The following is a 24,234-nucleotide window of genomic DNA, read 5'->3' as shown; positions in this document are numbered from 1 at the left end:
GCTTAAATCCTCCCCTGCGCTTTGCGGCGGTCATACTCAGCTTTCATGATTTCTGCCGGGGTTGGCCCTTTCGCCTGCGCTGGAGCGGCCAGCGCGCGGCGAACGGGCGGGATCGGCTTGCCACTGGCAACACGTCGCTCCCAGCTTCCGAGCAGTTCGCCAGCTTCCGCAAAAAGTTCTTTCTCGGTCATCTGCCGATCAACGCCACGACGGCGCAGCTCGAGGCAAATGTGATACATCACCGGCTGAGACCACGGATATTGCTCGCTGGTGGGATAGCGGAAGACCAGCTTGCGCCACTTCCAGAACTCGTCCATGACGTCCTGCGAGCTGATGCCCAGCGGCCCTCTTCCCTCCCGGCACCACGCCACGAACTGACCCGGCGACGGCATGAACGGTTTTTCCTGGCGGCGCGCGATACGCATGCCAGCGTTCACCTGCTCAATGCTGGTGATCCCGTTTTCCCCGAATGCCAGAAGCCATTGCCGCCGGAATTCGTTGAGGTCTTCCTGGGTACGGATGGCAGCCATGACTGCCGGAAAAGTGACCTTGAGCTGGGTAAACAACGCATTAAAAATTGCGGCTGTTTTCTCGATTTCAGCCTCAGGCGGCTCGTCCTGAATTTCTGGCATCCCATGCGCCATACGCCGCATGTTTTCGCGGTCAAAGTTCTGAAGCTGTTCGCCGAACGTTTTCATTTGGTCACCTCGTGGATCCAGTCAGTGTTATTCCAGTCGAGCGTCTGCGGTGCAGGATTCTCGGTTGAGGAACTCCGGCTATGCATGCGTTTGGTGCTAAGCACGTCCCATTGCTTGCGCAGGCTGGCCGGACTCAGGATGTTTTGTTTCCAGAATTTATCCTTGCTGGCCCACTGCAGTAATTCGCAAATTTCGTAATGTGTGCGGTGGTCCTGCATGCGTGTCAGGCGAATGGTATTGGCCCACTCAACCCACTTCGGTGTGGTCAGACTGGCGTTGACCTGCAGCAGCTGCGCGTAAATCCACTGAGCAGCTTTGAGATCGTCAGCAGTTCCCCATGATTTACCGGATGGTGTGTAGATACCGTCAGCGGCTTCGGGATGGCGTGAAAGAAATTTTTCAGTAACCTCGTTTCGGGATTCGTCAGAATTCCGGGACGTAGATCTTTTAATATTATTGTTATTACCTTGTTGTTCATGATGCGCGGGGTAATGCGCGCCTTTATGCTCGGGGTTATGAGCGGCATCACCGTCTGAGGCCGCGCCGTTACTGGCTTTGCTATGCGCGGCCTTATGCTCGCTGATATGCGCGGGGTAATGCGCGGGTAAATCGTCTATTTTTTGAGCATAAAGAGCATAATTTGTGATGGTTATCACAGTCCCTTTTCGGCGCTCGCCTGCTGTCGAAATCATCCCTTCTTTTTCGAATACAGCGAGCATTCGCTCTACCGCATGGCGGCTGGCTGGCTCTCCGTTTCGGTCGCATAGTGCCAGCCCCAGATCGGCTGTTGTGGTTACCAGTTGTCCGGTCTGCAGAGGCCACTGGCGGCCTTTAAAGTTAGCCGTATAAGGCTGCCTCGCAGCGGTAAGAAGCAGGTTATCCCACAGCGTGCGCAGATAAACATCTTTCGCCCACAGCTGCTTCAGTACACTCCGGTACAACGGGATGAAACCGGTCTTCTGGTTCTCCATCCTGTTGCTCCTGACGGCAGTACGTGCCGCAAAATCGGCGTAAGCGACATTTGACATGGCTATGCCCCTTTCGCCTGGTATTTTAAAAAAGCGTTTGTCATAATGACCTCGCGATCACCTAGCAGTTATTGCACTCGAAAGTCGGTTCTGTTCGCGCAGACCGACTTTCACCCTTTTCAATCCTTTCATATTGCCCCCAGCATCGTTGTCACCATTGCCATAAGCGGTCCGGCCAGATCAGGCTCAAGCCGAAACATCGACACAATCCCTTCACTGACCTCTTTAAGCTTCTGGTGCCTGGGTGCGTCCAGCATCACTGCACGCTTTGCCTCGGCGCACTCTTTAATCGCATCGGCAATAAGCTCAGCTTTTGTCTTGCCACTGATTAGCCCAAACCTTCTGGCAACCTCTTCGTTATCGAGCGCCATCACGTCGATGATGACCGGGATCAGCTGAACCAGGCTTTTGTCGTTCTTCGGACCTGGATCGTTAATCATCCGGAAGAAATTCTGCCTGGTGTTGTGCTCAGATCCAGCCAGCAGCAACCCCCGCCCGCCGCGCGCTATCCACTCTTTCGCTACAATCTGCGAGATATGAAGCTGGGCAGCACCGGGCGTAGCCCGGTTCCAGGCCTTAACCGCTTCACGAATGCGATTAAGCTTACAGTTGTTGCGCGGAACCCCTTGATAATTCGATATCACCGGAGACGATCGCTCCTTGGTATCATCATGAAAAGTAAGTGTTTGCATTGTTAATCCTGTTGAGGAAGCCCATCAGTAGGGTTCGGGTAAAGATCGGGGCGCAATTCATGTGGGGTTACGCCAGTAACTTTGAAAACTTGGATTACGCGTTCCGCAGGAACGCCATTGCGCCGCCATAGCGAAACAGCCATTTTTGTGACGCCAACGGCCAAGCCCAGCGCGCTTGCTGAACCAGATTGGCGGATTGCATTTTCAATACCAGTCATAGGACCTCCTTAAGTGACGCAAGTAAAGCACCAATTTACCATTCAGTCAATAAATGCTTGCCTACCAACTGGTAAAGCTATTGTTTACAATGAGCGTATGAAAAAAGACCTAAATCAAAGCCTCATTGACAGGCTGACAGAACTGACTAGGAAGGGCTTCTCTAAAACCGAGATGGCCAAGATCGCCAATGTCAGTAAGCAAGCAGTTAGTGGCTGGTTCAGGACCGGAAAGATTAGTAAGGAGTCTGCCCTTGCCATTGCTGATGCCGCAGGTGTTTCTGTACCGTGGTTGCTAGGGGAAGATGTAGGTGAGAAGGATGGTTTGAAACCTGACGAGCAGCGTTTACTCGAGCTCTATCGCCAGCTACCTAGCGAAGAACAGCAAAACATGCTCAGAATTTTTGCCATCCGCCTGAAAGAATTAGATAAGCTGTATGAAAAGTACATTAAAGGTCGAGTTAAGTTTCAAGATGATTAAGGTGTTCTAGTCGCACATAGTTGGTGAGCATTGACCACAATTCCGTTATGACCACACTATTTGAATTTTTTTAATTCATAGAGATAGGATGGGAATTAACTAATGATCCAACTACATAAAATGACACTTTTCTTACATTGACTAAGAAATTTAAGGCTAAAGCATGGTTATTCACGAAATTCCTAACTGGAATGAAATCGGTGTCCTACCTCCAATGGATATGGAGCATCCAACTAGTGCCCATCGCTCCCCTTACAAGACAGATATAATCAAACTAGTTGAGCACTACGCGACAAGTGTTCATAGAAGAGAAATTTTACTTGGGTTCATAAACTTTCGTAGTGAACTTTATAAAGTTGGATTGAACGATGGCTTCCAGTGGATTGATGGCAGCTTCATTGAAAATATTGAACTGATTGAAAAAAGACCACCAAATGATATCGACATTGTTACTTTTTTCATTGTGGCCAAAAATGAAACGCAAAATGATGTCGTGACACGAAATCCTGACTTGTTTCTGCCACATATGGGTAAATGGAGAAAGCAAGCCTTTAAGGTTGATTCATACTTCCAATCGCTGGAAGTCTCAATGGAACAACTTGTAGAAAAAACTGTATATTGGTACAGTATGTGGTCGCATAGGAGGGATCTTGCATGGAAAGGATTCTTGCAGATCCCCTTGGATGCTACACTGGATCAACAGGCGTTAAACATTTTGAAAACCATGGCATCAGAAGGAGGTGAGCAATGAATCGCGATGATTATTTGTTCGCTCTAAGTGAGCGGGATTCTATCCTATCTCTGTTAGACAGCACTTCTGATGATGATATCATTGGCCGAATGAGCCTAGAAAGTAGGCTTTATGAGATAGATGAGAAACTTTCTCAGGTCGTTATCGACGAGCATCCCCCTGTCAAAGCAACCTTAACATTTAAGGGATCTCCTGTACTTGGTACATATGGGATAGCGGCAAATTTTGGAGCAAAAATAGTTAACGCCTTTAATGATGCAATTTCTCATGTTGCATCATCTTTCTATGGAACATTACCGTCTAAGGGTAAGATTCCGAATATAGAAAATAACTTATTGATGATTACAGGAACAGCTAAAGGTTCCTTTGGTTTTACGCTTGAAGAATTCAGTCCTGATGCACCACTTACCCTTGATGAGGAATCTTCTGTCCAAAGGGCATTGAATCAAACTCATTCCATACTTCAGATGAGCATCAGAGGAGATGATGATGGTCTTGCTGAAGCGATAAGCGATTTAGATGATCGCGCCCTGGATAAGATACGTGGGTTTATACAAATATTATTTGATAACAGAACAACATTTACTTTAAAACATAATAACCGCGCGCTAATTGCTAATAATATCAATGATATAGAAAGAGCCACATTTAAACTAAGCAAAGATAGTGTCAAAGAAGAGTTGCAATTATTAGAAGTAAGCTTTATGGGTGCACTTCCGCATAAACGCCAATGCGAATTCATTATGGAACACGATGAGTCTAAATCAATCTTTGTAGCAAAAATCAGTAATTACATAGAGAACCCAGATATTATTAACGATCATCGCGGTGAAAAAATTATTGCAAAATTTCTCTGTACTCAAGTGGGTAATGGTAAGCCCAAATACTCACTACGCGAGCTGCCTAACTGGAGATAAATTTTAACACAGCCACCACAGCAGTTTTTACTTCCCGCCTCCGCTCCCATCCCAGCCAATGTGCTGGGATTTTTTTGTCCTAAAAAAATTATCACAAATTTTTTTACCCTCAAGTAAAGCGTTAGTGTACTTTTTTATTCTTCATTACTTGACCTATCAGTAAAGCAGTGTTTTACTAAGCACATCAAAACGCAGTTCCACACCACCAAGGCAGGACGCCCACGAAGTAGCTACCGGCGGCATACGAAGCACCGGATGAGGTGGAGCATTTAACACGCAGCAGGTTTGAAACGTTCCGTTAGCCGCGTTAAGGCCAGGAGATTTGATGACAACGAATCGAGGAATACCCAAAAGCGGAAAAGCGGTACCCATGCGAAATTCCCGTACCGGCGCAGCATGGTTAGTTTCTTTCGATTATCGAGACGGCACTTACTGGCACGAACCGCAGGGCAACCTGCGTCATATCCGCCGCCCTTATGCTTCTCGTGGCATAGAGCCGAACCTTGTACCAGCGGGGACACACTGATGAATACCCTTTTTGCATTAGTGCTGACGATTGGCATGACCAACGGTGATTTTCAGGATGTGGTGCTGGGTGTGTATGACAACCAGCAGCAGTGTGAAGCGGCAGCGGTTGAGCAGCAGGTTAACGGTGAATGCTATCCAGTTGACGGCATTGTCCACGCTGATGAACAACCAGCTCAAACGTCCGCGTTCTGAGGAGTCTTTATGGAAAAGAAATGTGCTTACTGCCGTAAACCCTTCGAGCCGGGCCAGGAAATTAACAGCACCCTGCTCCTGATCCGCGGCGCGCAGCTGGCACGTGAGGATCGCAAATATTGTTCAGAGCGTTGCGCATCAGAGGACCAGATGGCGCACGAATCATAACGCAAAAACCCGCATAAAGCGGGCCATGCGTCCGGTGACACCGACCAAAGCACACCGGAATTTTTTACCAATAAACCGCAGGCGGCTTATACAGCGCCGGGGATTCTATCACCCAAAATAGAGGATCCGATATGGAATTCTTTGAGTTAATAAAGGCCAGCAAAAATCGGGGAAACCGTCCGGTGTTTTCTGGTTCTCCGCGAAAACCGAAGCGCGTGGCAAATTGCAGGCGCAGGTTATTCTGGAAGATGCAGGCATTGAAACCGGCCGCGGTAAGGATTATCAGAAACCGGTCCGCACTGACTTCCCGATTTATAACGACCTGCCGGAAGAAGGCACCGTCGATTTTACCTGGTGCGATCGCTACGAACTGCAGGAAGACGGGCGTACCTGGCTTTCAAAAGCTGCTGTTGAGTCTACTGACACAACTGAAGCCCTTGCCAATGCCACCCCAAAAACTGCCGCTGAATTCGCAACGGATGCCGAGAATATTCCGGTTGAAAACCGTTCTCTGGCAGCCCGTTTCGCCGTTCACCTGCTTGGCGACAAATACCAGACCCATATCAGCAATGAGCAAATGATTGCTGCCATGACCATGTCCATGGACGAAGAAAATAGCTATATGCAGCACATACTGCAGGCCAAAAATGACGTTCCAGAAGTTGTTGAACTCAGCCTATATACGGAATGGAAACTGATTCAGGCACTGAAGGCGGTATTTTCGCCTGATTTTGAGCATGACCCGAAAATAATTACCCGTTTTATGGCTGACTGGATAAAGACCGACCCTGGCGAACGCACCCTGTTCGTGGAAAACTGGCTGAATGAAAACCCAACAACTCAGAATGCTGACGTTACTGATGAAAGTACTGACAAGGCTAACGAAAATATTGCCTCTTCTGTACAGGATCGTGCCTTCACTCATCAGCAATACTCCTTCGAACAGCGTGCGCTCGGCACCTGGCTCTATGGTCTGTTCGACGAGCTGAGCGACGATCAGAAACTGGAAATCTCACGTCTCAACATGGATATGGATGCCACCTATCCGCAAAATGTGCTGTTAGCCTGTCGCAATAACGATATCCGTCAGTTGCAGCACGTTTTTCCTGAGACGCTGGCAGACCTGTTCAACGACACTAAGTCCATCTGGCCTGCTGATGGCAAATCACCTCAACTGGGGCAACTCGTCTCATTCTTTTCTGACTGGATTAACGGTCATAACACAGATACTGCCAGCATTGATGGCAGAAAGTCTGGTCGCGACGCCGTGACCGCAAAGTGGCTGAAAAAGTCAGGTAAGCAAATTACTCAGTACACCGATATCGGCACAAATGCAGGCGGGGACGTTAAAACTGACCGTCCTGAAGGAGCTCCACATAACCTTGATACACTGGATATCGAACTTGCCTGTGCTCTGTATCCCTCAGATTTTGATGTCTTCGAAGTACCAGGCCCTATTTTCCGCCGGGCTAAAGAGATGGTCCGCCAGAAAGAAGAACCGTGGAAATCCTGGAGCGCGGTATTACGTAAATCTGCTGGCATCCTTGACGTTAACCGTACTGCAATTTTCAATCTGGTCCGTCTGGCTCCGGAGGATATTCATCTGGATCCGGTTAAGCACCTCGAGTTCGTGAATCACACGTTAACCACTGAATTTGCAAAAGCGACAGAGCTACTGCCGCTTAACACTGGGAATTCAGCGAGCACCCCAGAGGATATAAGCAAAAGCCTCGCGGCAGAACGTGGCGAGTTTGTGCCGGGCTTCAGCAATCCTGCTGATCCTAAATGGGTGCACGAAGACCTCAGCCAGCCGAAAGTTGAAAATCTGGGCAGCGGTATCTTTTCCTTCGAAGGGCTGACGGGTAGTGCCCCCTCAAATGAAGTCGCAAAACAGGAAGTGGAGAACGTCGATCATGTGCAGATGGAAGAGACTGGCAACAGCCAGGGCGAGACTGAAACTCCGGTACCAGCAGTCGAAAGCGTTGATGCAACTGATCCGCAGGCAGCTACCTTAACAAGCACTGAGATTCTGGCAGCCAATGCGCCGCATCTCGCTGACCAGGTGGAGACGGATAAGAACCAGAATACTGATATTCCGCACCAGACTGAACCAGAAGCAGAGCAAAAACAGCCAGAAGCAGAGCAAATCGAGCCACTCGTGCAGGAACCTGAGCCACCGGTACCGCAATTCCCGGCCTATTTCGAACCGGGCCGCTATGAAGGTTTGCCGAACGAGGTTTACCACGCAGCCAACGGGATCAGCAGCACTCAGGTAAAAGACGCGCGAATCAGCCTGATGTATTTCAACGGTCGCCACGTTGCCCGGACTATCCCGCGCGAGGAAACCAGAGCGCTGCAGTTTGGTACTGTCCTGCACGCACTCACGCTGGAGCCTGAAAAGTTCGGCGAGGAATTTATGGTTTTCCCTGGCCTGCCGGAAGACGCGATCTCAACAACTGCCGAAATGAAAAAAATCATCGAGGAGTTTAACGCCGCGCTGCCGCCGCTGGTGGATGTAGACAGCCTCAAAAAAAGGATTGAGGCACATAACAGCTCGCTGCCCGCTCCCCTGTCACTCAACGGGAACGCTGAGGAAACCGCCCTGCAGTATCAGGGTCTGGCTGAAGAATTCCGCCGGATCCCGGAAACTGAAAAACACACCGCAGCGGCGATGAAGGCCTGCATTAAAGAGTTCAACGCCACGCTGCCACAAGCCCTTAAGGTAAGCGGTGGTCGCGATGCGCTGCTTGAGCAACTGGCAGCCATTGAGCCTGAATTCATTGAAGCTGAACGCGCCAAAAAGCAGCCGTACAACGTCAGCGGTAACAAGGACGTGCTCGCATCAATTGTCCGCGAAATCAACCCGGAGGCCATCTTTGCAGATGAGTTTACCGCACAGTGGCAGGCTGGTGCCGCAGGAAAAAGCATCGTCTCTGACGTCGACTTCGCGCATCTTGAAGCGCTGAACCGGGCAGTATACGCGCATTCCAGCGCCGGGAAACTGCTGCGTCACCCGTCCCGCGAGGTTGAGGTCAGTTACTTCGGTATCGACGAGCAGACCGGGCTGGAGGTTCGCGTACGTCCCGATATCGAACTGGAAATTGACGGCATGCGTATCGCCGCCGATCTGAAAACGCTTGGCATAGCCAACGTGAAGCAGGAGCGCCTGCGCGATCGCCTGCACCGCGAAATCACTGAGCGTGATTATCACCTCAGCGCAGCGATGTATTCAGAGGTTGCTGACTTCGATCAGTTCTTCTGGATCTTCATCAACAAAGAGCCTGGCTATAACTGGGTCGCCGTTATCGAGGCTTCGCCGGAACTGCTCGAGCTGGGTTCGCTGGAATACCACAATACCATGCAGGCAATCGCCACGGCATTTGATACAGGCGTATGGCCCGCGCCGATCACCAGCGATTACACCGACGAATTAAACGATTTTGACCTGCGCCGCCTTGAAGCGCTGCGTACTCAGGCATAAGGGGAATGACGATGGAAAACATGAATATCGTAAATGCGGAGCAGCAGGCTCCAAACACTATCTCTGCAACTAACTCAATTTTTAACGTTCAGGCGCTGGGACAGTTAACAGCGTTTGCCAATCTTATGGCAGACGCCACTATTGCCGTGCCAGATCATTTAGTGGGCAAGCCAGCCGACTGTATGGCGATTGTTATGCAGGCCATGCAGTGGGGTATGAACCCGTACGCTGTGGCACAAAAAACCTTCTTTGTAGGCGGAAAACTGGGGTATGAAGCTCAACTCATAAGCGCAATTCTTTCCAGCTCGGGGGCTATTCGCGGGCGCTTTCATTATGAGTACGGTGGTAACTGGGAAAATTGCATTCGCAGCAAAGATGTCACCGTAAAAAAGATGGGCAGCAAGGGTGCGTATGAAAAAACTGAAAGAGTTCGTGACTGGTCAGATGAAGATGAGGATGGTTTATATATTCGCGCGGGCGCGATTATCCGGGGTGAGTCGGAGATAACCTGGGGGGAACCATTGTATCTGGCAAGCGTGGCCATCAGAAATTCTCCGCTATGGGTTACAAAGCCAAAACAGCAGATTTTATATCTAGCCACAAAGGACTGGGCAAAGGCCTATTGTCCCGCGGCAGTTATGGGATTTCAGGACGCAGATGATCTCTCCTATCGCGATGAGAAAGTGATCAACCCGGCACCTGCCCAGCGCGTCAGTCTGGCTGACATCAATGGTGACGCCGTAACTACCACTCATAGCGCGCAGGAATCGGCCGCCAATATCAATGGTCTGGCTGATGATTTTCGGGATCGCATTGAGAATGCTGAAGACGTGGATGCTGCAAAAGCCTTGCGCGCCGATATTGAGACGGCAAAACAGATGCTGGGATCTGCGCTGTTCACTGAGCTTAAAAACAAAGCCGTGAAGCGCTACTACCTGGTTGATGCCCGTAACAAGGTGGAGGCGGCGATCAACTCCCTGCCCCAGCCCGGCGAGCCGGAGGCGGCAGAGCTTTTCGCAAAAGCTGAACAGACGCTGGCGGCCGCTAAACGTCATTTGGGCGATGATCTGTACGAGCGATTCAGTATCAACCTGCTCGATATGAAACCAGAATACGTTAGCTGAGGGAGGCGGGAGGGTTCGCCCTCCCGAAATAACGATGGCAGATAAAAATACTACCCGCTGGAGCATGCACGAGCTGGCGCTGCTGCTGAAGCACAGCAACGAAGAAGTGGCGCGGCTTACAGGGCGCGCGATGGAGGAAGTCGAACAATACCGCCTGCGTAACAACATCGAGCGCAACTGCTGGGACCGTTTCGATCCGGAGCGTGCCATATGAAGCTGATTAATCGAGGCAGTAAACAATCACCGATTGCCCGGCAGGCATGTGATGCGGCGCTGGCGGAACACGTCGCACGCTTCGGCGAGTTTGGCCGGCGCGCTACCGTCAGCACCTACACGGTGCAGGTCGAGGGGGCAAAGGTGGTGGTTGAGGTGACGAACCGGCGTACCAGTTATGTGGCAACGGCAATGACCGGCGCGCGACGTCTGCGCGCTTTACCTGCCAGTCGTTCTGATAAATCTTTAGCATGAATACCTGAAGAGAAAACTATGATGAATATTCACTTAAAACCAGTATTGATTAATCGTGAAAATGTACAGGCGATGCTCGGCGGCATTTCACGCACAACGTTCTGGCGTAAACGGCAGGCATGGGAGAAAAACGGTACGCCATTTCCCAAACCAGCGCCGGGAACTAATCCTGGCAAGGGTGGCGAGCAGTACCGTTATTGCGATGTGATGCGTTTTTTTGAGGATCAGGGGCTGACAGAACCTACGCAGGATTGAATATGGTTAGCAAGCCGCTCTGCGGCCTCCTGCTGTTCCTTGATGTAAGCATGCTGGTCATAAACCGCGAGCACTCCAGCGAGTTTATGGCCCAGCACTTTCTCGGAGATGTGGGGCAGGATGCCTAATTCGCTCATCTTTGTTTTTGCAGTACGACGAAGATCATGGATAGACCAATGAGGAATATCCAGATCATCACGAAGCTGTGCGGCCAGGTTAAGCAACACCCCCGCCGCCATTGGCCGGTCTTCTTTTTTTGCTGCTGGGGGAAAAACCTGCTGGAAATCAGGATAAAGAGCAAATGCCTTTTTTAGTAACTGAACGGCTTCGTTAGACAGTCCCCGCTCAAATGGCTCTCGGGTTTTAGAGCTTGATTCAGGCACATACCAGATTTTTTCATCAAGATCGAACTCCTTCTTTCTGGCAAGCCGCATCTCTACACCACGACAGGCGGTGAGGAGTAGTAACTTTAGCAGCAGTTTGTTTTGCTCCGTTATTGTCGAAGACTCAACAGCCGACCAGAAAGCTCCAATTTCTTTATCGTTAAATACTCGCTTTCCTGTTCTGACGCGCTTACCTACATCCACCACGCGCAGTTCAGAAACAGGGTTGAAGCGGATCATCCCGGTACGGATGCAGTATGAAAATATGGTTTTCATACGAGACAAGATTTCGCCTGCAAAAGTTTCTGCTCCATTTTCTCGCATTCGGGCAAAAACAGGCTCCCAGTGTTTAACCTCCATATCTTCAACAATCATTGAACCAACCTGGCTAACGACATGCCGGTTTAACGCCCGCTCCCAATGATCATGTTTCACCAGACGCCTGGCGGGCGCACTTTCAAGCCACGACTTTATGCAGGCTTCAACCGTCGGGGAGGAACGTTGCTTATCGAGCTGCATTTCTCTGGCAATTATTGGGTCTTTGCCTGTACCAAGAATTTTCTTCGCACTGACAACCGCCTCACGCGCCTCTTTGAGAGATACCTCATCATACTGGCCCAATGTCATGCGACGGGGCTTACCATTGAACTGGTAGCGAAACTGGAAGACGATCATGCCTGCAGGTGTAATTCGTACGGAAAGTCCGTTCGCATCGGAGAGTTCGTAACGCTTTTCAACCGGTTTACCTTTGAGCTTTCTCAGCCTGGCATCAGTGAGCATTTTTATTCCTTCAGATGTACATTGCTGTGTACAAAAAACTCGTGGCACAAACTTGCACGACAAGGAACAAATTGAAACATCACAGAGGCGTTAAGTCAAAGAGTACGGGGCTTAGAGAGGAGATTGTGAAACGAGGTGATACCAGATGAAACTGTGGGCGCGGCTTACACGAAAGATCACATACAAAGAGAATAATCGTTTATGAACAGTAAATTGCGACGCCATCTAACCAACAATTGCTAAATTGGGACGCAATTTGAAAACCCGGTGCTCGTTATTTTTCGCACCGTCGGGGAATAATAACATTAAAAAAAGAGTGTGTGCACCACTGTGTTTCATATTGGTTCAATTGGCTTTTTTGATCGCAGAGCGTGCGTGTGCAGAGATAAAAGAAAAATGAAAAAGCGGTGTCAGGACGTCCGGGAGGAACAACATCAGATGATCGGGCCGACGTTATTCGGCCCGATGATATTACATTTTGTAGCCCAGCGAGAGCCTCGTGCGGCGATCGGTGTGCTCGGGCGCAGAGTCAGGCGGGTTGGAGTTCCAGGTCAGGTTGTAGGCAACCTTAAGACCGAAATGCTCGTTAATGGCGACATTGAGCGCGCTTTCAGAGTTGACGGTGGTATCTTCCGCACCAAACACGGAAACACCCTGGGTAAATTTGGCGTTATCCGTCAGCTGCCATGCATAGGTGCCGGACGCGTAGCCCAACGGTTGCGTTTCATTGCCACCGTCAGTGTATTCATCGTAACGAACGCCTGGACCAAATTCAAAACGCAGGCTGTGTACCGGACCGTTTAAGAACTGGCGACCATAACCTGCCGTCACAATATCGCGCTCCTGATAACCATTGTAACGGTCGGTTAACCAGCTGCCCTGCCCGAAGAGATAGTTTACGTCTGACAGGTTATAACGGGTACGTCCACCGACAGCATACTTCTCAGAAGAGCGCTCATCGTTGGATGAAGTGTTACTGGCGTTTCCCCATAAAGACCAGGCGGTTGTATTACCATACCAGGTCAGGGTTGAGTCGGCAGTAAGCGAGGAACTTTTGGTATTCCCTGACTGAGACAGATAACCCGCGTTGACATTACCTTCAAACGGTTTTTTCGCAGTGGAGGGATCGTCCATGACAGTAAAAACGGTATCGTCGGCCGTTGCGTACATTGACGCAAACACGCCTCCCGCCAGCAGCACAGCGGCGGGAACTGTCTTTAAGAGCTTCATTTATAATAAGTCCGTACAACAAAAAAAGAGACCATCACGGTCCTGGAAACTTTCGTGGGGATCAATGTTAACAATCCAGAGAAAGGTAACAAATTATAAAAAGGCTCATTTAACATAGCAATGAAATCTTGCAGGATTTTTTGAATAAGAACGATCCCAAAACGGCAGCAATTCATTGGTTAATTACCTCCACAAAAACGCGTATTTATTTGTAAAATCATGCTGTTGCCCTACCGTTCCTGGCGTTTCGGTGCCAGGCTTAGTGAAATCCGTTCCTGGACTTCACTCCAGAAGACTGAAAAGGAGGCACAATTATGGTTAAAATCTATACCCTCACTTTCGCTCCATCACTGGACAGCGCAACCCTGACGCCGCAGCTTTATCCTGAAGGGAAATTACGTTGTAGCGCGCCGGTCTTCGAGCCAGGGGGCGGCGGGATTAACGTCGCCAGAGCGATCACCTTTCTCGGCGGCATTGCCACCGCCATTTTTCCGGCGGGCGGCGCGACGGGCGAGCATCTGGTCAATTTGCTGGCTGATGAGCACGTGCCGGTACAAACCGTCGAGTCAAAAGACTGGACCCGACAAAATCTGCACGTTCACGTTGAGTCCAGCGGTGAGCAGTATCGCTTTGTGATGCCGGGCGCATCGCTGACGGACGATGAATTCCGCCAGCTTGAAGAGCGAGTGCTGGAGATTGAAGCCGGTTCACTGCTGGTCATCAGCGGCAGCCTGCCGCCGGGCGTGCAAATTGATCGGCTGATACAACTGGTAAAATCCGCACAACACCATCGCATTCGTTGCATTATCGACAGTTCCGGAGAGGCCCTTGCCGCCGCGCTGGAGGTAGGCAACATTGAACTGGTGAAACCTAACCAGAAAGAATTAAGCACACTGGTTCAGCGTGAACTCACTCAGCCTGACGATGTCCGCAGAGCTGCCCAGGAAATAGTCCACAGCGGAAAAGCATTACGCGTCGTCGTTTCTCTGGGGCCACAGGGCGCGCTGGCGGTGGATCGTGACAACTGCGTACAAATTGTTCCGCCACCGGTCAAAAGCCAGAGCACCGTTGGCGCAGGCGACAGTATGGTCGGCGCAATGACCTTAAAAATGGCCGAAAACGCGTCACTGGAAGAAATGGTCAGCTACGGCGTTGCCGCCGGTAGTGCCGCAACCATTAACCAGGGCACGCGGCTGTGCTCGCGCGAAAATACGCAGAAAATTTATGATTACCTGCGCCGGGTGTGATCCTGACGCCCCTGTTAATTATGTACAGGTCGCCAAACGGCAACCATCGGCTATGCTAAAAAAATTTCCGCTAACTAACGAGGTGGATCATGAGCGAAGGTGATATAAAACGCTATGTCGTGACGGTGAAGTTTCATGAAGAAACGCTAACCCAAATTAATGAACTAAATAACGCACTTACCCGCGCAGGCTTCACGCTCACGCTGAGTGATGACGAAGGAAAAGTGCATGAACTGGGAACCAACACGTTTGGTCTCATCACGCCGCAAAGTGAGCAAGAGGTCCGTGCGCTGACGGCCGGCCTCGCTGAAAGCGCGCTGGGCGTCACACCTGAAGTCGAGGTTACGACGTTTGAAAGGTGGTTGACGGATAAGCAATAAGTGCCATTGCCGCCGGTAGTCTTTTCAATTGTGCGTGAGTTCGGTTTTTTCAAAGCATTTGTGCGCTAACGTTATGATATGGCAATAAACATGGGAGAATGAACATGTGGCAGGCTATCAGTCGACTGTTAAGTGAGCAACTTGGCGAGGGTGAGATCGAACAGCGTAATGAACTGCCTGGGGGTGAAATTCATGCCGCATGGCATATCCGTTATGCCGGGCGCGATTTTTTCGTCAAATGCGATGAACGCGAGTTGTTGCCCTGCTTTACCGCAGAAGCCGATCAGCTGGAACTCTTGTCGCGCAGTAAAACCGTCACCGTTCCTCATGTATGGGCCGTCGGTCACGAGCGGGACTATGCCTTTCTGATAATGGATTATCTGCCCGCCCGTCCGCTGGACGCGCATAGCGCTTTTCAGTTAGGGCAGCAACTGGCGCACCTGCATCAGTGGAGCGATCAGCCGCAGTTTGGGCTTGATTTCGACAACGACCTTTCCACTACTCCGCAACCCAATGCCTGGCAACGTCGCTGGTCAACCTTTTTCGCCGAGCAGCGAATAGGCTGGCAACTGGAGCTGGCCGCTGAAAAAGGACTTGAGTTTGGCAACATTGACGCCATTGTTGCGCAGATCCAGCAGCGACTGAGCGGTCATCAGCTCCAGCCCTCGTTATTGCACGGTGATTTATGGTCGGCGAACTGCGCGTTAGGGCCGGAGGGTCCATATATTTACGATCCCGCCTGTTACTGGGGAGACCGGGAGTGCGATCTGGCCATGCTGCCGCTGCATCCCGATCAACCGCCACAGATTTATGACGGGTATCAGTCCATCTCTCCTCTGCCGTCAGGCTTCCTTGAGCGCCAACCCATTTATCAGCTCTATACGTTACTTAATCGTGCGATTCTATTTGGTGGGCAACATCTTGTGACGGCGCAAAAAGCGCTGGAGCGGGTGCTGGGATCCTGAGCCTCCCGGTTGGGAGGCCTGGTTGGGTTTGTTAATTGATCTGAACGCCGCCGTTGATGCGGAATTCAATATTCATGATAAGCCCACTGCCAGGCTTACCTGATTCATAACGCCATTTACGCATCGCCGTTTTCACTTCCCGCTCAAACATGTTCGCAGGTTGCGCGGAGAGGATCTGTACGTTATCCACCCGACCATCGGCGGTGACGTCGAATTTTACCCGTACCTTACCTTCAACCCGTAGCGCCAGCGCACGGGCCGGATAAGAGGGCTGATTACGCGCTAAAGCACGCGGCCCGGTTGGCGTCGTGACGGCGGGTTTTGCCGCGGGCGGCGTATTATTGTTCACCGGACGCGAAGGCGCGGTGTTCTCAAACGGTGACGCCGGACGCGGTTCAGCGGGTTTCACGTCGCGTTTAGGTTGCTCCACCTTTTTCACCGGTTTTGGTTTTGGTTTCGGCTTAGGTTTAGGCTTTGGCTTCTCGATCACCACCGGCGCTTCTTTCGGCGGCTCAGGAACAGGTTCTGGCTCCGGCTCGGGTTCGACCACTGGCTCCGGTGCCGGAGGCTGAACGACAGGTTCAGGCTCTGGCGGCGCGACCAGCGTGATGGAAATCGGCTGAGAGGGCGCGGGTAATTCAATAACCTGATTTACCGAGGAGTAAAGCAAGCCTGCTATTACAGCGCCGTGGATAGCCAAAGCAAGCAATGTAGGCCACGGAAAGCGGCGTGGTAAATCAAGTGCCATTGAAGTCATAATCGTTTCTGTTGAAAAATGATGGGGTAATTTTAAATGCAAATAGCAATCATATTCAATAAGGCATTCTCTCTTCGATCGCTTTTTGCCAAAATTGGCACCATTCGCCCCTGTTTTTACCGGGTTTTTCATCTTCACAAAGGAGGATGATTGCAGTCTGCCCCACTTTCACTTACCGTATTTCAGCAAACTGTAGATAAGGAGTTCTTACCGTGCTGTACGTTATTTATGCTGAAGATGTCGTTGGTTCTCTGGAAAAACGCCTGTCAGTGCGCCCTGCGCATCTGGCCCGCTTGCAGTTATTACATGATGAAGGACGGCTTTTGACGGCAGGCCCGATGCCCGCTGTCGACAGCAACGATCCTGGCGCGGCAGGTTTTACCGGCTCTACCGTGATTGCGGAATTTGAATCAAGTGAAGCGGCAAGGGAATGGGCTGATGCCGATCCGTATGTCGCGGCAGGTGTTTATCAGAATGTGACGATAAAACCGTACAAGAAAATATTCTAGGATAATGGGCACCTCTATCGGTGCCCTTTTTACTTAAAGGTCGTAGATCGCAAACAGCAGAATATTGCGGTGCTGATTAAGCAGACACTTCCTGATGGAGTGAATACGCATATTGCGACGAGACTGTCCTTCAAGCCAACGTGATTTGCGGCGGCTTGCCTGTCTCAGCATGCGCCAGCGCCCCACTTCCGTTCTACTACGCTTCATTTTTACCGCTCTTATAAAGGAAGAACGTGCATTATAAACCCTTGCAGCGCCCAGAACAGCGCTTTTCATCTCCGCTTTTTATTTGCCAGACGTTTCTGTCCGCGTACACTCATAACAATACGCAATCAAAAGGATTTTTTTACTTATGACAACCTTCTACACGGTCGTGAGCTGGCTGCTAATCCTTGGATACTGGTTGCTCATCGCGAGTATAACCTTACGCATCCTGATGAAGCGCCGTGCAGTTCCTTCCGCGATGGCATGGCTGTTAATTATCTATATCCTGCCGCTGGTCGGTATTATCGCTTACCTTTCCGTAGGCGAACTGCATCTTGGCAAGCGCCGCGCTGAACGCGCCCGGGCAATGTGGCCTTCCACCGCTAAATGGCTTAACGATCTCAAAGCCTGCAAGCATATTTTCGCCCAGGAAAATAGCGCCGTTGCCTCATCGCTGTTCAAACTATGTGAACGCCGCCAGGGCATTGCCGGGGTGAAAGGCAATCAGCTACAGCTGTTGACGACCTCCGATGACGTTATGCAGGCGCTTATTCGCGACATTCAACTGGCGCGGCATAATATAGAAATGGTGTTTTATATCTGGCAACCAGGCGGGATGGCCGATCAGGTTGCTGAATCGCTGATGGCCGCCGCACGGCGCGGGGTACACTGCCGCCTGATGCTGGATTCTGCGGGCAGCGTCGCCTTCTTTCGCAGCCCGTGGGCGAATATGATGCGCAATGCCGGTGTCGAAGTGGTCGAGGCGCTAAAAGTTAATTTAATGCGCGTATTTCTGCGCCGTATGGACCTGCGCCAGCACCGCAAAATGATCATGATCGACAACTATATTGCCTATACCGGCAGTATGAATATGGTCGATCCCCGCTTTTTTAAGCAGGATGCCGGTGTGGGTCAGTGGGTCGATCTGATGGCGCGTATGGAAGGCCCGGTCGCCACGGCAATGGGGATTGTTTATTCGTGTGACTGGGAAATTGAGACGGGTAAGCGCATTTTACCGCCTACGCCTGATAACAATATCATGCCGTTTGAAGAAGCGAGCGGACACACGATCCATACCATTGCCTCGGGGCCAGGCTTCCCGGAAGATCTTATTCATCAGGCGCTACTCACGGCAGCCTATGCTGCCCGCGAATATTTAATTATGAGTACGCCCTATTTTGTTCCCAGCGACGACCTGCTGCATGCTATCTGTACCGCTGCCCAGCGCGGTGTTGATGTCAGCATCATTTTACCGCGAAAAAATGACTCACTGCTGGTCGGCTGGGCCAGCCGGGCCTTCTTTACCGAGCTACTGGCAGCGGGCGTTAAAATTTATCAGTTTGAAGGCGGCCTGCTGCACACCAAAAGCGTGCTCGTCGATGGTGAACTCAGCCTGGTGGGTACGGTAAACCTGGATATGCGTAGCCTGTGGCTAAACTTTGAGATTACGCTGGTCATTGATGACGCAGGTTTTGGCGGTGATTTAGCCGCCGTTCAGGATGATTATATTTCTCGCTCGCGGTTACTGGACATTCGACTGTGGGTAAAACGTCCTCTGTGGCAGAGGATCACTGAGCGACTGTTTTACTTCTTCAGTCCGTTGCTGTAAAACGAGCGCAATAGATAGCTAACAGGTACTTATTATGGATATGGATCTCAATAACCGTCTGACCGAAGACGAAACGCTTGAGCAGGCATACGATATTTTTCTTGAGCTGGCGGCGGATAACCTCGATCCAGCCGATATCATCCTGTTCAATCTACAGTTTGAAGAGCGCGGCGGTGCGGAGCTGTTCGATCCTTCTGAAGACTGGCAGGAGCATGTGGACTTTGATCTAAACCCAGATTTCTTTGCCGAAGTAGTGATTGGCCTTGCTGACACCGACGGCGGCGAGCTTAACGATGTTTTTGCGCGCGTGCTGTTGTGCCGGGAAAAAGACCACAAGCTGTGCCATATTCTGTGGCGTGAATAATTTCAGGGCAGCATGGCTGCCCTTTTCACTTCTCTTCTGCCAGCGAATGCCCACACGCCTTACAATATTTTGCTGACATCTCATGACCATGCTGCTGGCAATGCGGACATATCCTTGCAAGACGACGTTTTTGTATTTCACTGGTCATCTGTGAGGTAATAATGCCAGTTGGGATCGCAATCACGGAATAGCCAATCAGGATAAGTATCGACGCCACGATCCTGCCCGCTGGTGTATGCGGCGTAATATCGCCATAGCCGACTGTGGTGACGGTAACGATAGCCCAATAAACAGACGTGCTGAGCGTGGTAAAACCGTTCACCGGCCCTTCTATGCCGTACATTAACGCTCCGGCGATGATCATCACGATAGCGATAAAAGAGTAGAATAAGATGAGCTGTTGGCGGGAGTTCACTACCGCGGCCCATAGTCCATTCAGCGCAGGCATCAGTCGCAATAATTTCAGGATCCGCAGTACGCGAATAACGCGCAACGCTCGCCAGGCAAATACATACTCAATACCAATCTCCGGCCACAGTAGAATAACGAAGAGCGGCAATATAGTGACCAGATCGATGATGCCCCAGAAGCCAAAAACATATTTCGCCGGCGTCGGCCAGCTAACGACTCTCAGGCAGTATTCCAGGGTAAAAATAATGGTAAATCCGGCTTCCAGCCAGAGGAAAAAATGCCACTCATTCAGGGATAAACGAAAGGTGGTGCCGATCCCGGATTCAAAGAAAATGGTGATGACGCTAAGCAGCGCCAGAAAACCGCACAGCGCTTCGAAGCGACGTCCTGAACGACTATGCTGATCGAATAACGAATGATAAATTCGCTGGCGAATTGTGCGAATAGTAGCCACGCAGCAACCTCATTAAAAGAAGGGCCGACCAGCGTCGGCCCTTTTTTATTATAACGGGTCGACCTTCAGACAAGACACCGCGTGGCGGAAGCTTCCTTCCAGCACGGGGCGCGTTTTGGCACACTCCGGCCCGGCAATAGGACAGCGGGTGCGGAAAACGCAGCCAGAGGGCGGATTAATCGGTGAAGGTAACTCGCCCTCAAGCAGCTGGATAGTTTTGTTCTTTTCCAGATCCGGGTCGGGCACCGGCACTGCCGACATCAGCGCTTTGGTGTAAGGATGCAGCGGGTTGTGATACACCTCGTCGTACGTACCCAGCTCTACAGCATGGCCGAGATACATCACCAGCACGCGATCGGAAATGTGTTTGACCACCGCCAGATCGTGCGCAATGAAAATCAGCGACAGCCCCATCTCACGCTGTAACTGCTGAAGCAGGTTGACAACCTGCGCCTGAATCGACACATCCAGTGCCGAAACGGGCTCGTCACAGATGATCAGTTTCGGCTCAAGAATTAACGCACGCGCAATACCGATACGCTGGCATTGTCCGCCGGAAAATTCATGCGGATAACGGTTGATGAGGTTAGGCAATAACCCCACTTTCATCATCATGGTTTTCACCCGATCGCGGACTTCCTGGCGCGGCATTTTCGGATGATAGGTGCGTAGCGGTTCGGCAATAATTTCGCCGATGGTCATACGCGGATTCAGTGAGGCCAGCGGATCCTGGAAAATCATCTGGATGTCGCTACGTACCGCCCGCCACTCGTCCGGCTTCATGCCCAGTAAATCTTTCCCCAGCCAGGCTACTTTACCATCGGTGGCTTTAACCAGACCGATGATAGCGCGCGCAAAGGTGGACTTACCGCAGCCCGATTCGCCCACCACGCCCAGCGTTTCACCTTCGTAAAGGCGCAGCGTCACGCCGTCGACCGCCTTCAGGGTTTTGGCTGGCTGCCAGAACCACTGCTTGCCATCTTTAATGTCGAAATGCACCTTCAAATCGGCAATTTCGAGCAGCACATTTCTGTTTTCTGTTACGGCATTCATACCAGTTCCTCCACCGGCTTAAAGCAGGCACGCAGGCGACCGGGCGCAAATTCCACCAGCGGTGGCGTGCTATTGCAGATCTCCATCGCGTGCGGACAGCGCGGCTGGAACGGGCAACCTTTCGGCAGACGCAGCAGGTTTGGCGGATTGCCAGGTATGGTCAGCAAGGACTCGCCTTCGGCATCAAGACGCGGAACGGCATTCAGAAGGCCAATGGAGTACGGATGGGCGGGCTGATAGAAGACGTCACGGGCGTGACCATATTCCATCGTGCGCCCGGCGTACATCACCAGCACCTTATCGCAAATACCGGCAACAACCCCAAGATCGTGGGTGATCATAATAATCGCGGTATTGAACTCGCGCTTCAGTTCATTCAGCAGGGTCATGATCTGTGCCTGAACGGTGACGTCCAGTGCCGTGGTCGGCTCATCCGCAATAAGCAGCTTTGGTCTACACAGCAGCGCCATCGCAATCATCACGCGCTGGCGCATGCCGCCGGAAAATTCGTGCGGATACATGCGCATACGCTTGCGCGCTTCCGGCATTTTTACCGCGTCCAGCATTTTCACCGACTCTTCAAACGCCTCGGCTTTGCCCATGCCTTTGTGCAGCATCAGCACTTCCATCAGCTGCTCGTCCACCCGCATATAGGGGTTAAGAGAGGTCATCGGGTCCTGGAAAATCATTGAGATCTGCTTTGCGCGCAGGGTGTTGAGTTGTCCTTCAGGAAGATTCAGGATCTGCTTACCGTTAAACAGCGCGGAGCCATCAATGCGGCCATTCGAAGCCAGAAGCCCCATTAACGCGAACGCCGTTTGGGATTTGCCCGAGCCGGACTCACCCACGATCCCCAGCGTTTCGCCGGCCCGCAGGCTAAAATTAAGATCGTTGACCGCAGTTACATCGCCATCTGGCGTTTTAAAGGTGACGCGCAGGTCTTTTACATCCAGCAGCAGGCCAGATTTCTGTTCCACCGGAGAAGTGGCAATAATACTCATGGCAGCGCTCCTTAACGATCTTTCGGGTCGAGGGCATCACGCAGGCCATCGCCGATAAAGTTAAAACAAAACAGGGTCACAACCAGAAAACCTGCCGGAAAGAGTAACAGCCACGGAGAAACTTCCATCGAGTTTGCCCCGTCGCTCAACAGCGCACCCCAACTACTTAACGGCTCTTGCGTTCCAAGACCCAGGAAGCTCAGGAAGGATTCAAACAGGATCATGCTTGGCACCAGCAGCGAAGCGTAAACCACCACCACGCCCAGCACGTTGGGCACAATATGCCGCACCACGATATTCGCCGTGGAAACGCCACCGACCTGCGCCGCTTCGATAAACTCTTTCCTTTTCAGGCTGAGCGTCTGGCCGCGCACAATACGCGCCATATCCAGCCAGGAAACCATACCGATGGCGACAAAAATCAGCAGAATGTTTTGCCCAAAGAAGGTCACCAGCAGAATGACAAAGAACATGAACGGAAAGGAGTTAAGGATCTCCAGCATACGCATCATTACCGAGTCAATTTTGCCGCCGAGATAGCCGGAGAGCGAACCGTAAAGCGTACCGACTATGACCGCCACCAACGCGGCCGCGATGCCGACCATCAGCGAAATGCGCCCGCCAATTGCGACACGCACCAGCAGATCGCGTCCCGAGGAGTCGGTGCCAAAATAGTGCCCTGACGCCATATCCGGTGCCGCTGACATCATCTCCCAGTCAGTATCAAAATAGGTAAACTGCGACAACATGGGGGCTAAAATGACAAACAACGCGATAATAATCAGCATAATCAGGCTGGCAACAGCCGCACGGTTATGAACAAAGCGTCGCCGGGCATCCTGCCACAAACTGCGCCCTTCAATGTCGAGTTTTTCACTGAAGTTTTCCAGCGCCTCGCTGTTTTTCTTAGTTAACATCATGGCGAACTCCAGCGTCAGTAACGAATTTTCGGGTCGATAACGGCATACAGCACGTCGACCACCGCGTTAAACAAAATAGTCAGCGCCCCCACCAGGATCGTCAGACTCAAGACCAGCGAATAATCGCGGTTCAACGCGCCGTTAACGAACAACTGGCCGATGCCCGGCAGACCATAAATGGTTTCAATGACCATTGAGCCAGTAATGATGCCGACAAACGCCGGACCCATATATGACAATACCGGTAACAGCGCGGGTTTTAATGCATGACGGATAATAATACGCCGCATCGGTAATCCTTTGGCTTTCGCGGTGCGGATAAAGTTGGAATGCAGCACTTCAATCATGGAGCCACGGGTGATACGCGCAATGCTGGCAATATAGGCCAGCGATAACGCAACCATCGGCAGGATCATATAAATGAGCGCCCCACCGTTCCAGCCGCCACCGGGTAACCATTTAAGGGTAATGGCAAATATCATCACCAGTAACGGCGCGACGACAAAGCTCGGGATAACTACCCCGGTCATCGCTACCCCCATGACTGAATAATCCCATCTCGTATTTTGCTTCAGTGCGGCAATAACGCCGGCGGAAACACCGAGGATCACTGCAAGGAAAAACGCCGCCGCACCCAGCTTCGCGGAAACCGGAAAGCTGGCGGCAACCAGATCGTTAACCGAATAATCTTTGTACTTAAACGACGGTCCGAAATCACCGTGCGCGAGCTGCTTCAGATAATTGAAGTATTGCGTGGAGATAGGATCGTTCAGGTGATATTTCGCTTCAATATTCGCCATCACTTCTGGCGGCAGCGTACGTTCCCCGGTGAAAGGACTTCCCGGCGCGAGGCGCATCATAAAGAACGAAATAGTAATAAGAATAAATAGCGTCGGAATCGCTTCCAGACAGCGACGGAGAATAAATTTCAACATTGCCCATACCTTCTGGCGTGTGCCTTTGTAGTGC

The 24,234-nt window shown here is 51.2% G+C and carries 30 protein-coding genes and 1 pseudogene; 18 read left to right on the top strand and 13 right to left on the bottom strand.

Annotated elements, in window-relative coordinates; all coding sequences use genetic code 11:
- Positions 1 to 2: 2 nt before the first annotated feature.
- From INT84_RS10820 to INT84_RS10805, 4 genes are all read right to left on the bottom strand, one after another.
- Positions 3 to 698, bottom strand: coding sequence for a replication protein P (locus INT84_RS10820; protein ID WP_194206775.1), 696 nt, complete (start codon positions 696 to 698; stop codon positions 3 to 5).
- On the bottom strand, positions 695 to 1,669 hold the full coding sequence (locus tag INT84_RS10815) for a replication protein (protein ID WP_194206859.1): 975 nt from the start codon (positions 1,667 to 1,669) through the stop codon (positions 695 to 697). The genes INT84_RS10820 and INT84_RS10815 overlap by 4 nt, the downstream gene beginning before the upstream one ends.
- A 185-nt stretch (positions 1,670 to 1,854) precedes the next feature.
- Positions 1,855 to 2,418: a toxin YdaT family protein gene (locus INT84_RS10810; RefSeq protein ID WP_176917933.1), complete on the bottom strand. Its 564-nt coding sequence runs from the start codon at positions 2,416 to 2,418 to the stop codon at positions 1,855 to 1,857.
- 2 nt (positions 2,419 to 2,420) lie between these two features.
- Positions 2,421 to 2,636, bottom strand: coding sequence for a YdaS family helix-turn-helix protein (locus tag INT84_RS10805; protein ID WP_176917932.1), 216 nt, complete (start codon positions 2,634 to 2,636; stop codon positions 2,421 to 2,423).
- A 13-nt stretch (positions 2,637 to 2,649) separates the two neighbouring features.
- Between INT84_RS10805 and INT84_RS10800 the strand changes: the two genes are divergently transcribed.
- The 12 genes and pseudogenes from INT84_RS10800 (at position 2,650) to INT84_RS10755 (ending at position 10,998) form a co-directional block, all read left to right on the top strand.
- A complete protein-coding gene (locus INT84_RS10800; protein ID WP_194206774.1) occupies positions 2,650 to 3,114 on the top strand; it encodes a helix-turn-helix domain-containing protein in 465 nt (154 codons plus the stop codon).
- Positions 3,115 to 3,277: 163 nt separating this feature from the next.
- A complete protein-coding gene (locus tag INT84_RS10795; protein WP_228066053.1) occupies positions 3,278 to 3,865 on the top strand; it encodes a hypothetical protein in 588 nt (195 codons plus the stop codon).
- Positions 3,862 to 4,782 carry a hypothetical protein gene (locus INT84_RS10790; protein ID WP_194206773.1) on the top strand — a complete coding sequence of 307 codons (921 nt, stop codon included), beginning with the start codon at positions 3,862 to 3,864 and terminating at the stop codon, positions 4,780 to 4,782. Before INT84_RS10795 ends, INT84_RS10790 begins: the two co-directional genes overlap by 4 nt.
- 325 nt (positions 4,783 to 5,107) lie before the next feature.
- Positions 5,108 to 5,308, top strand: coding sequence for a hypothetical protein (locus INT84_RS24425; protein ID WP_370529655.1), 201 nt, complete (start codon positions 5,108 to 5,110; stop codon positions 5,306 to 5,308).
- Positions 5,308 to 5,502, top strand: coding sequence for a DUF1482 family protein (locus INT84_RS10785; RefSeq protein WP_194206772.1), 195 nt, complete (start codon positions 5,308 to 5,310; stop codon positions 5,500 to 5,502). Before INT84_RS24425 ends, INT84_RS10785 begins: the two co-directional genes overlap by 1 nt.
- Before the next feature lie 9 nt (positions 5,503 to 5,511).
- The gene (locus tag INT84_RS10780; RefSeq protein WP_194206771.1) at positions 5,512 to 5,670 is read left to right on the top strand and encodes a YdaE family protein; all 159 of its coding nucleotides are present in this window, start codon (positions 5,512 to 5,514) and stop codon (positions 5,668 to 5,670) included.
- Positions 5,671 to 5,878: 208 nt separating this feature from the next.
- Positions 5,879 to 6,037, top strand: a pseudogene (locus tag INT84_RS24420) (RecE family exodeoxyribonuclease); the annotation flags it as partial.
- Between the two features lie 210 nt (positions 6,038 to 6,247).
- A complete protein-coding gene (locus INT84_RS10775; RefSeq protein ID WP_370529662.1) occupies positions 6,248 to 9,151 on the top strand; it encodes a PD-(D/E)XK nuclease-like domain-containing protein in 2,904 nt (967 codons plus the stop codon).
- A gap of 11 nt (positions 9,152 to 9,162) precedes the next feature.
- Positions 9,163 to 10,275: a RecT family recombinase gene (locus tag INT84_RS10770; protein ID WP_194206770.1), complete on the top strand. Its 1,113-nt coding sequence runs from the start codon at positions 9,163 to 9,165 to the stop codon at positions 10,273 to 10,275.
- A 34-nt stretch (positions 10,276 to 10,309) separates the two neighbouring features.
- Positions 10,310 to 10,489: a hypothetical protein gene (locus INT84_RS10765; protein ID WP_194206769.1), complete on the top strand. Its 180-nt coding sequence runs from the start codon at positions 10,310 to 10,312 to the stop codon at positions 10,487 to 10,489.
- On the top strand, positions 10,486 to 10,743 hold the full coding sequence (locus INT84_RS10760; RefSeq protein ID WP_194206768.1) for a DUF4060 family protein: 258 nt from the start codon (positions 10,486 to 10,488) through the stop codon (positions 10,741 to 10,743). The genes INT84_RS10765 and INT84_RS10760 overlap by 4 nt, the downstream gene beginning before the upstream one ends.
- 18 nt (positions 10,744 to 10,761) lie before the next feature.
- Positions 10,762 to 10,998: a hypothetical protein gene (locus tag INT84_RS10755; protein WP_228066051.1), complete on the top strand. Its 237-nt coding sequence runs from the start codon at positions 10,762 to 10,764 to the stop codon at positions 10,996 to 10,998.
- Here the strand turns inward: INT84_RS10755 and INT84_RS10750 are convergent.
- Together INT84_RS10750 and INT84_RS10745 are read right to left on the bottom strand one after the other, a co-directional pair.
- Complete coding sequence (locus INT84_RS10750) at positions 10,968 to 12,161, bottom strand: site-specific integrase (protein ID WP_194206767.1); 1,194 nt, start codon at positions 12,159 to 12,161, stop codon at positions 10,968 to 10,970. The two genes, INT84_RS10755 and INT84_RS10750, sit on opposite strands and share 31 nt — an antisense overlap.
- 471 nt (positions 12,162 to 12,632) lie before the next feature.
- Positions 12,633 to 13,391: a YdiY family protein gene (locus INT84_RS10745; RefSeq protein WP_194206766.1), complete on the bottom strand. Its 759-nt coding sequence runs from the start codon at positions 13,389 to 13,391 to the stop codon at positions 12,633 to 12,635.
- A 314-nt stretch (positions 13,392 to 13,705) separates the two neighbouring features.
- Between INT84_RS10745 and pfkB the strand changes: the two genes are divergently transcribed.
- From pfkB to INT84_RS10730, 3 genes are all read left to right on the top strand, one after another.
- On the top strand, positions 13,706 to 14,638 hold the full coding sequence (gene pfkB, locus INT84_RS10740; RefSeq protein WP_194206765.1) for a 6-phosphofructokinase II: 933 nt from the start codon (positions 13,706 to 13,708) through the stop codon (positions 14,636 to 14,638).
- 89 nt (positions 14,639 to 14,727) lie between these two features.
- Positions 14,728 to 15,018 carry a type V toxin-antitoxin system endoribonuclease antitoxin GhoS gene (ghoS, locus tag INT84_RS10735; protein WP_194206764.1) on the top strand — a complete coding sequence of 97 codons (291 nt, stop codon included), beginning with the start codon at positions 14,728 to 14,730 and terminating at the stop codon, positions 15,016 to 15,018.
- A 104-nt stretch (positions 15,019 to 15,122) separates the two neighbouring features.
- Complete coding sequence (locus tag INT84_RS10730; protein ID WP_194206857.1) at positions 15,123 to 15,983, top strand: fructosamine kinase family protein; 861 nt, start codon at positions 15,123 to 15,125, stop codon at positions 15,981 to 15,983.
- Positions 15,984 to 16,014: 31 nt separating this feature from the next.
- Here the strand turns inward: INT84_RS10730 and tonB are convergent, their stop codons facing one another.
- Positions 16,015 to 16,731: a TonB system transport protein TonB gene (tonB, locus tag INT84_RS10725; protein WP_194206856.1), complete on the bottom strand. Its 717-nt coding sequence runs from the start codon at positions 16,729 to 16,731 to the stop codon at positions 16,015 to 16,017.
- 221 nt (positions 16,732 to 16,952) lie between these two features.
- Here tonB and INT84_RS10720 point away from each other — a divergent pair, with 221 nt between their 5' ends.
- Positions 16,953 to 17,249, top strand: coding sequence for a YciI family protein (locus tag INT84_RS10720; RefSeq protein WP_176917916.1), 297 nt, complete (start codon positions 16,953 to 16,955; stop codon positions 17,247 to 17,249).
- Between the two features lie 33 nt (positions 17,250 to 17,282).
- On the opposite strand, the gene INT84_RS10715 is transcribed toward INT84_RS10720, so the two are convergent.
- The gene (locus INT84_RS10715; RefSeq protein ID WP_133159223.1) at positions 17,283 to 17,456 is read right to left on the bottom strand and encodes a YciY family protein; all 174 of its coding nucleotides are present in this window, start codon (positions 17,454 to 17,456) and stop codon (positions 17,283 to 17,285) included.
- A gap of 145 nt (positions 17,457 to 17,601) precedes the next feature.
- Here INT84_RS10715 and cls point away from each other — a divergent pair, with 145 nt between their 5' ends.
- Both cls and INT84_RS10705 read left to right on the top strand, forming a co-directional pair.
- Positions 17,602 to 19,062 (top strand): cardiolipin synthase, encoded by a 1,461-nt coding sequence (gene cls, locus INT84_RS10710; protein WP_176917915.1) that lies wholly within the window; start codon positions 17,602 to 17,604, stop codon positions 19,060 to 19,062.
- A gap of 34 nt (positions 19,063 to 19,096) precedes the next feature.
- A complete protein-coding gene (locus INT84_RS10705; protein ID WP_176917914.1) occupies positions 19,097 to 19,426 on the top strand; it encodes an HI1450 family dsDNA-mimic protein in 330 nt (109 codons plus the stop codon).
- Between the two features lie 25 nt (positions 19,427 to 19,451).
- Here INT84_RS10705 and INT84_RS10700 read toward each other — a convergent pair whose 3' ends face one another.
- From INT84_RS10700 to oppB, 5 genes are read right to left on the bottom strand one after another with little or no spacing between them, the layout of a single operon-like run.
- Entirely contained in the window at positions 19,452 to 20,291 is an 840-nt protein-coding gene (locus INT84_RS10700) for an ion transporter (protein ID WP_194206763.1), read from the bottom strand.
- A 48-nt stretch (positions 20,292 to 20,339) separates the two neighbouring features.
- Positions 20,340 to 21,344 carry a murein tripeptide/oligopeptide ABC transporter ATP-binding protein OppF gene (oppF, locus tag INT84_RS10695; RefSeq protein WP_194206762.1) on the bottom strand — a complete coding sequence of 335 codons (1,005 nt, stop codon included), beginning with the start codon at positions 21,342 to 21,344 and terminating at the stop codon, positions 20,340 to 20,342.
- Complete coding sequence (locus INT84_RS10690; protein WP_194206761.1) at positions 21,341 to 22,345, bottom strand: ABC transporter ATP-binding protein; 1,005 nt, start codon at positions 22,343 to 22,345, stop codon at positions 21,341 to 21,343. The genes oppF and INT84_RS10690 overlap by 4 nt, the downstream gene beginning before the upstream one ends.
- A gap of 11 nt (positions 22,346 to 22,356) precedes the next feature.
- Entirely contained in the window at positions 22,357 to 23,265 is a 909-nt protein-coding gene (gene oppC, locus INT84_RS10685; protein ID WP_176917910.1) for an oligopeptide ABC transporter permease OppC, read from the bottom strand.
- Positions 23,266 to 23,279: 14 nt separating this feature from the next.
- On the bottom strand, positions 23,280 to 24,200 hold the full coding sequence (gene oppB / locus INT84_RS10680) for an oligopeptide ABC transporter permease OppB (protein WP_176917909.1): 921 nt from the start codon (positions 24,198 to 24,200) through the stop codon (positions 23,280 to 23,282).
- Positions 24,201 to 24,234: the final 34 nt, after the last annotated feature.

Source organism: Superficieibacter sp. 1612_C1 (assembly GCF_015234305.1).
Taxonomy (GTDB): domain Bacteria; phylum Pseudomonadota; class Gammaproteobacteria; order Enterobacterales; family Enterobacteriaceae; genus Superficieibacter.
This window is presented reverse-complemented; position numbering and strand designations above follow the sequence as displayed.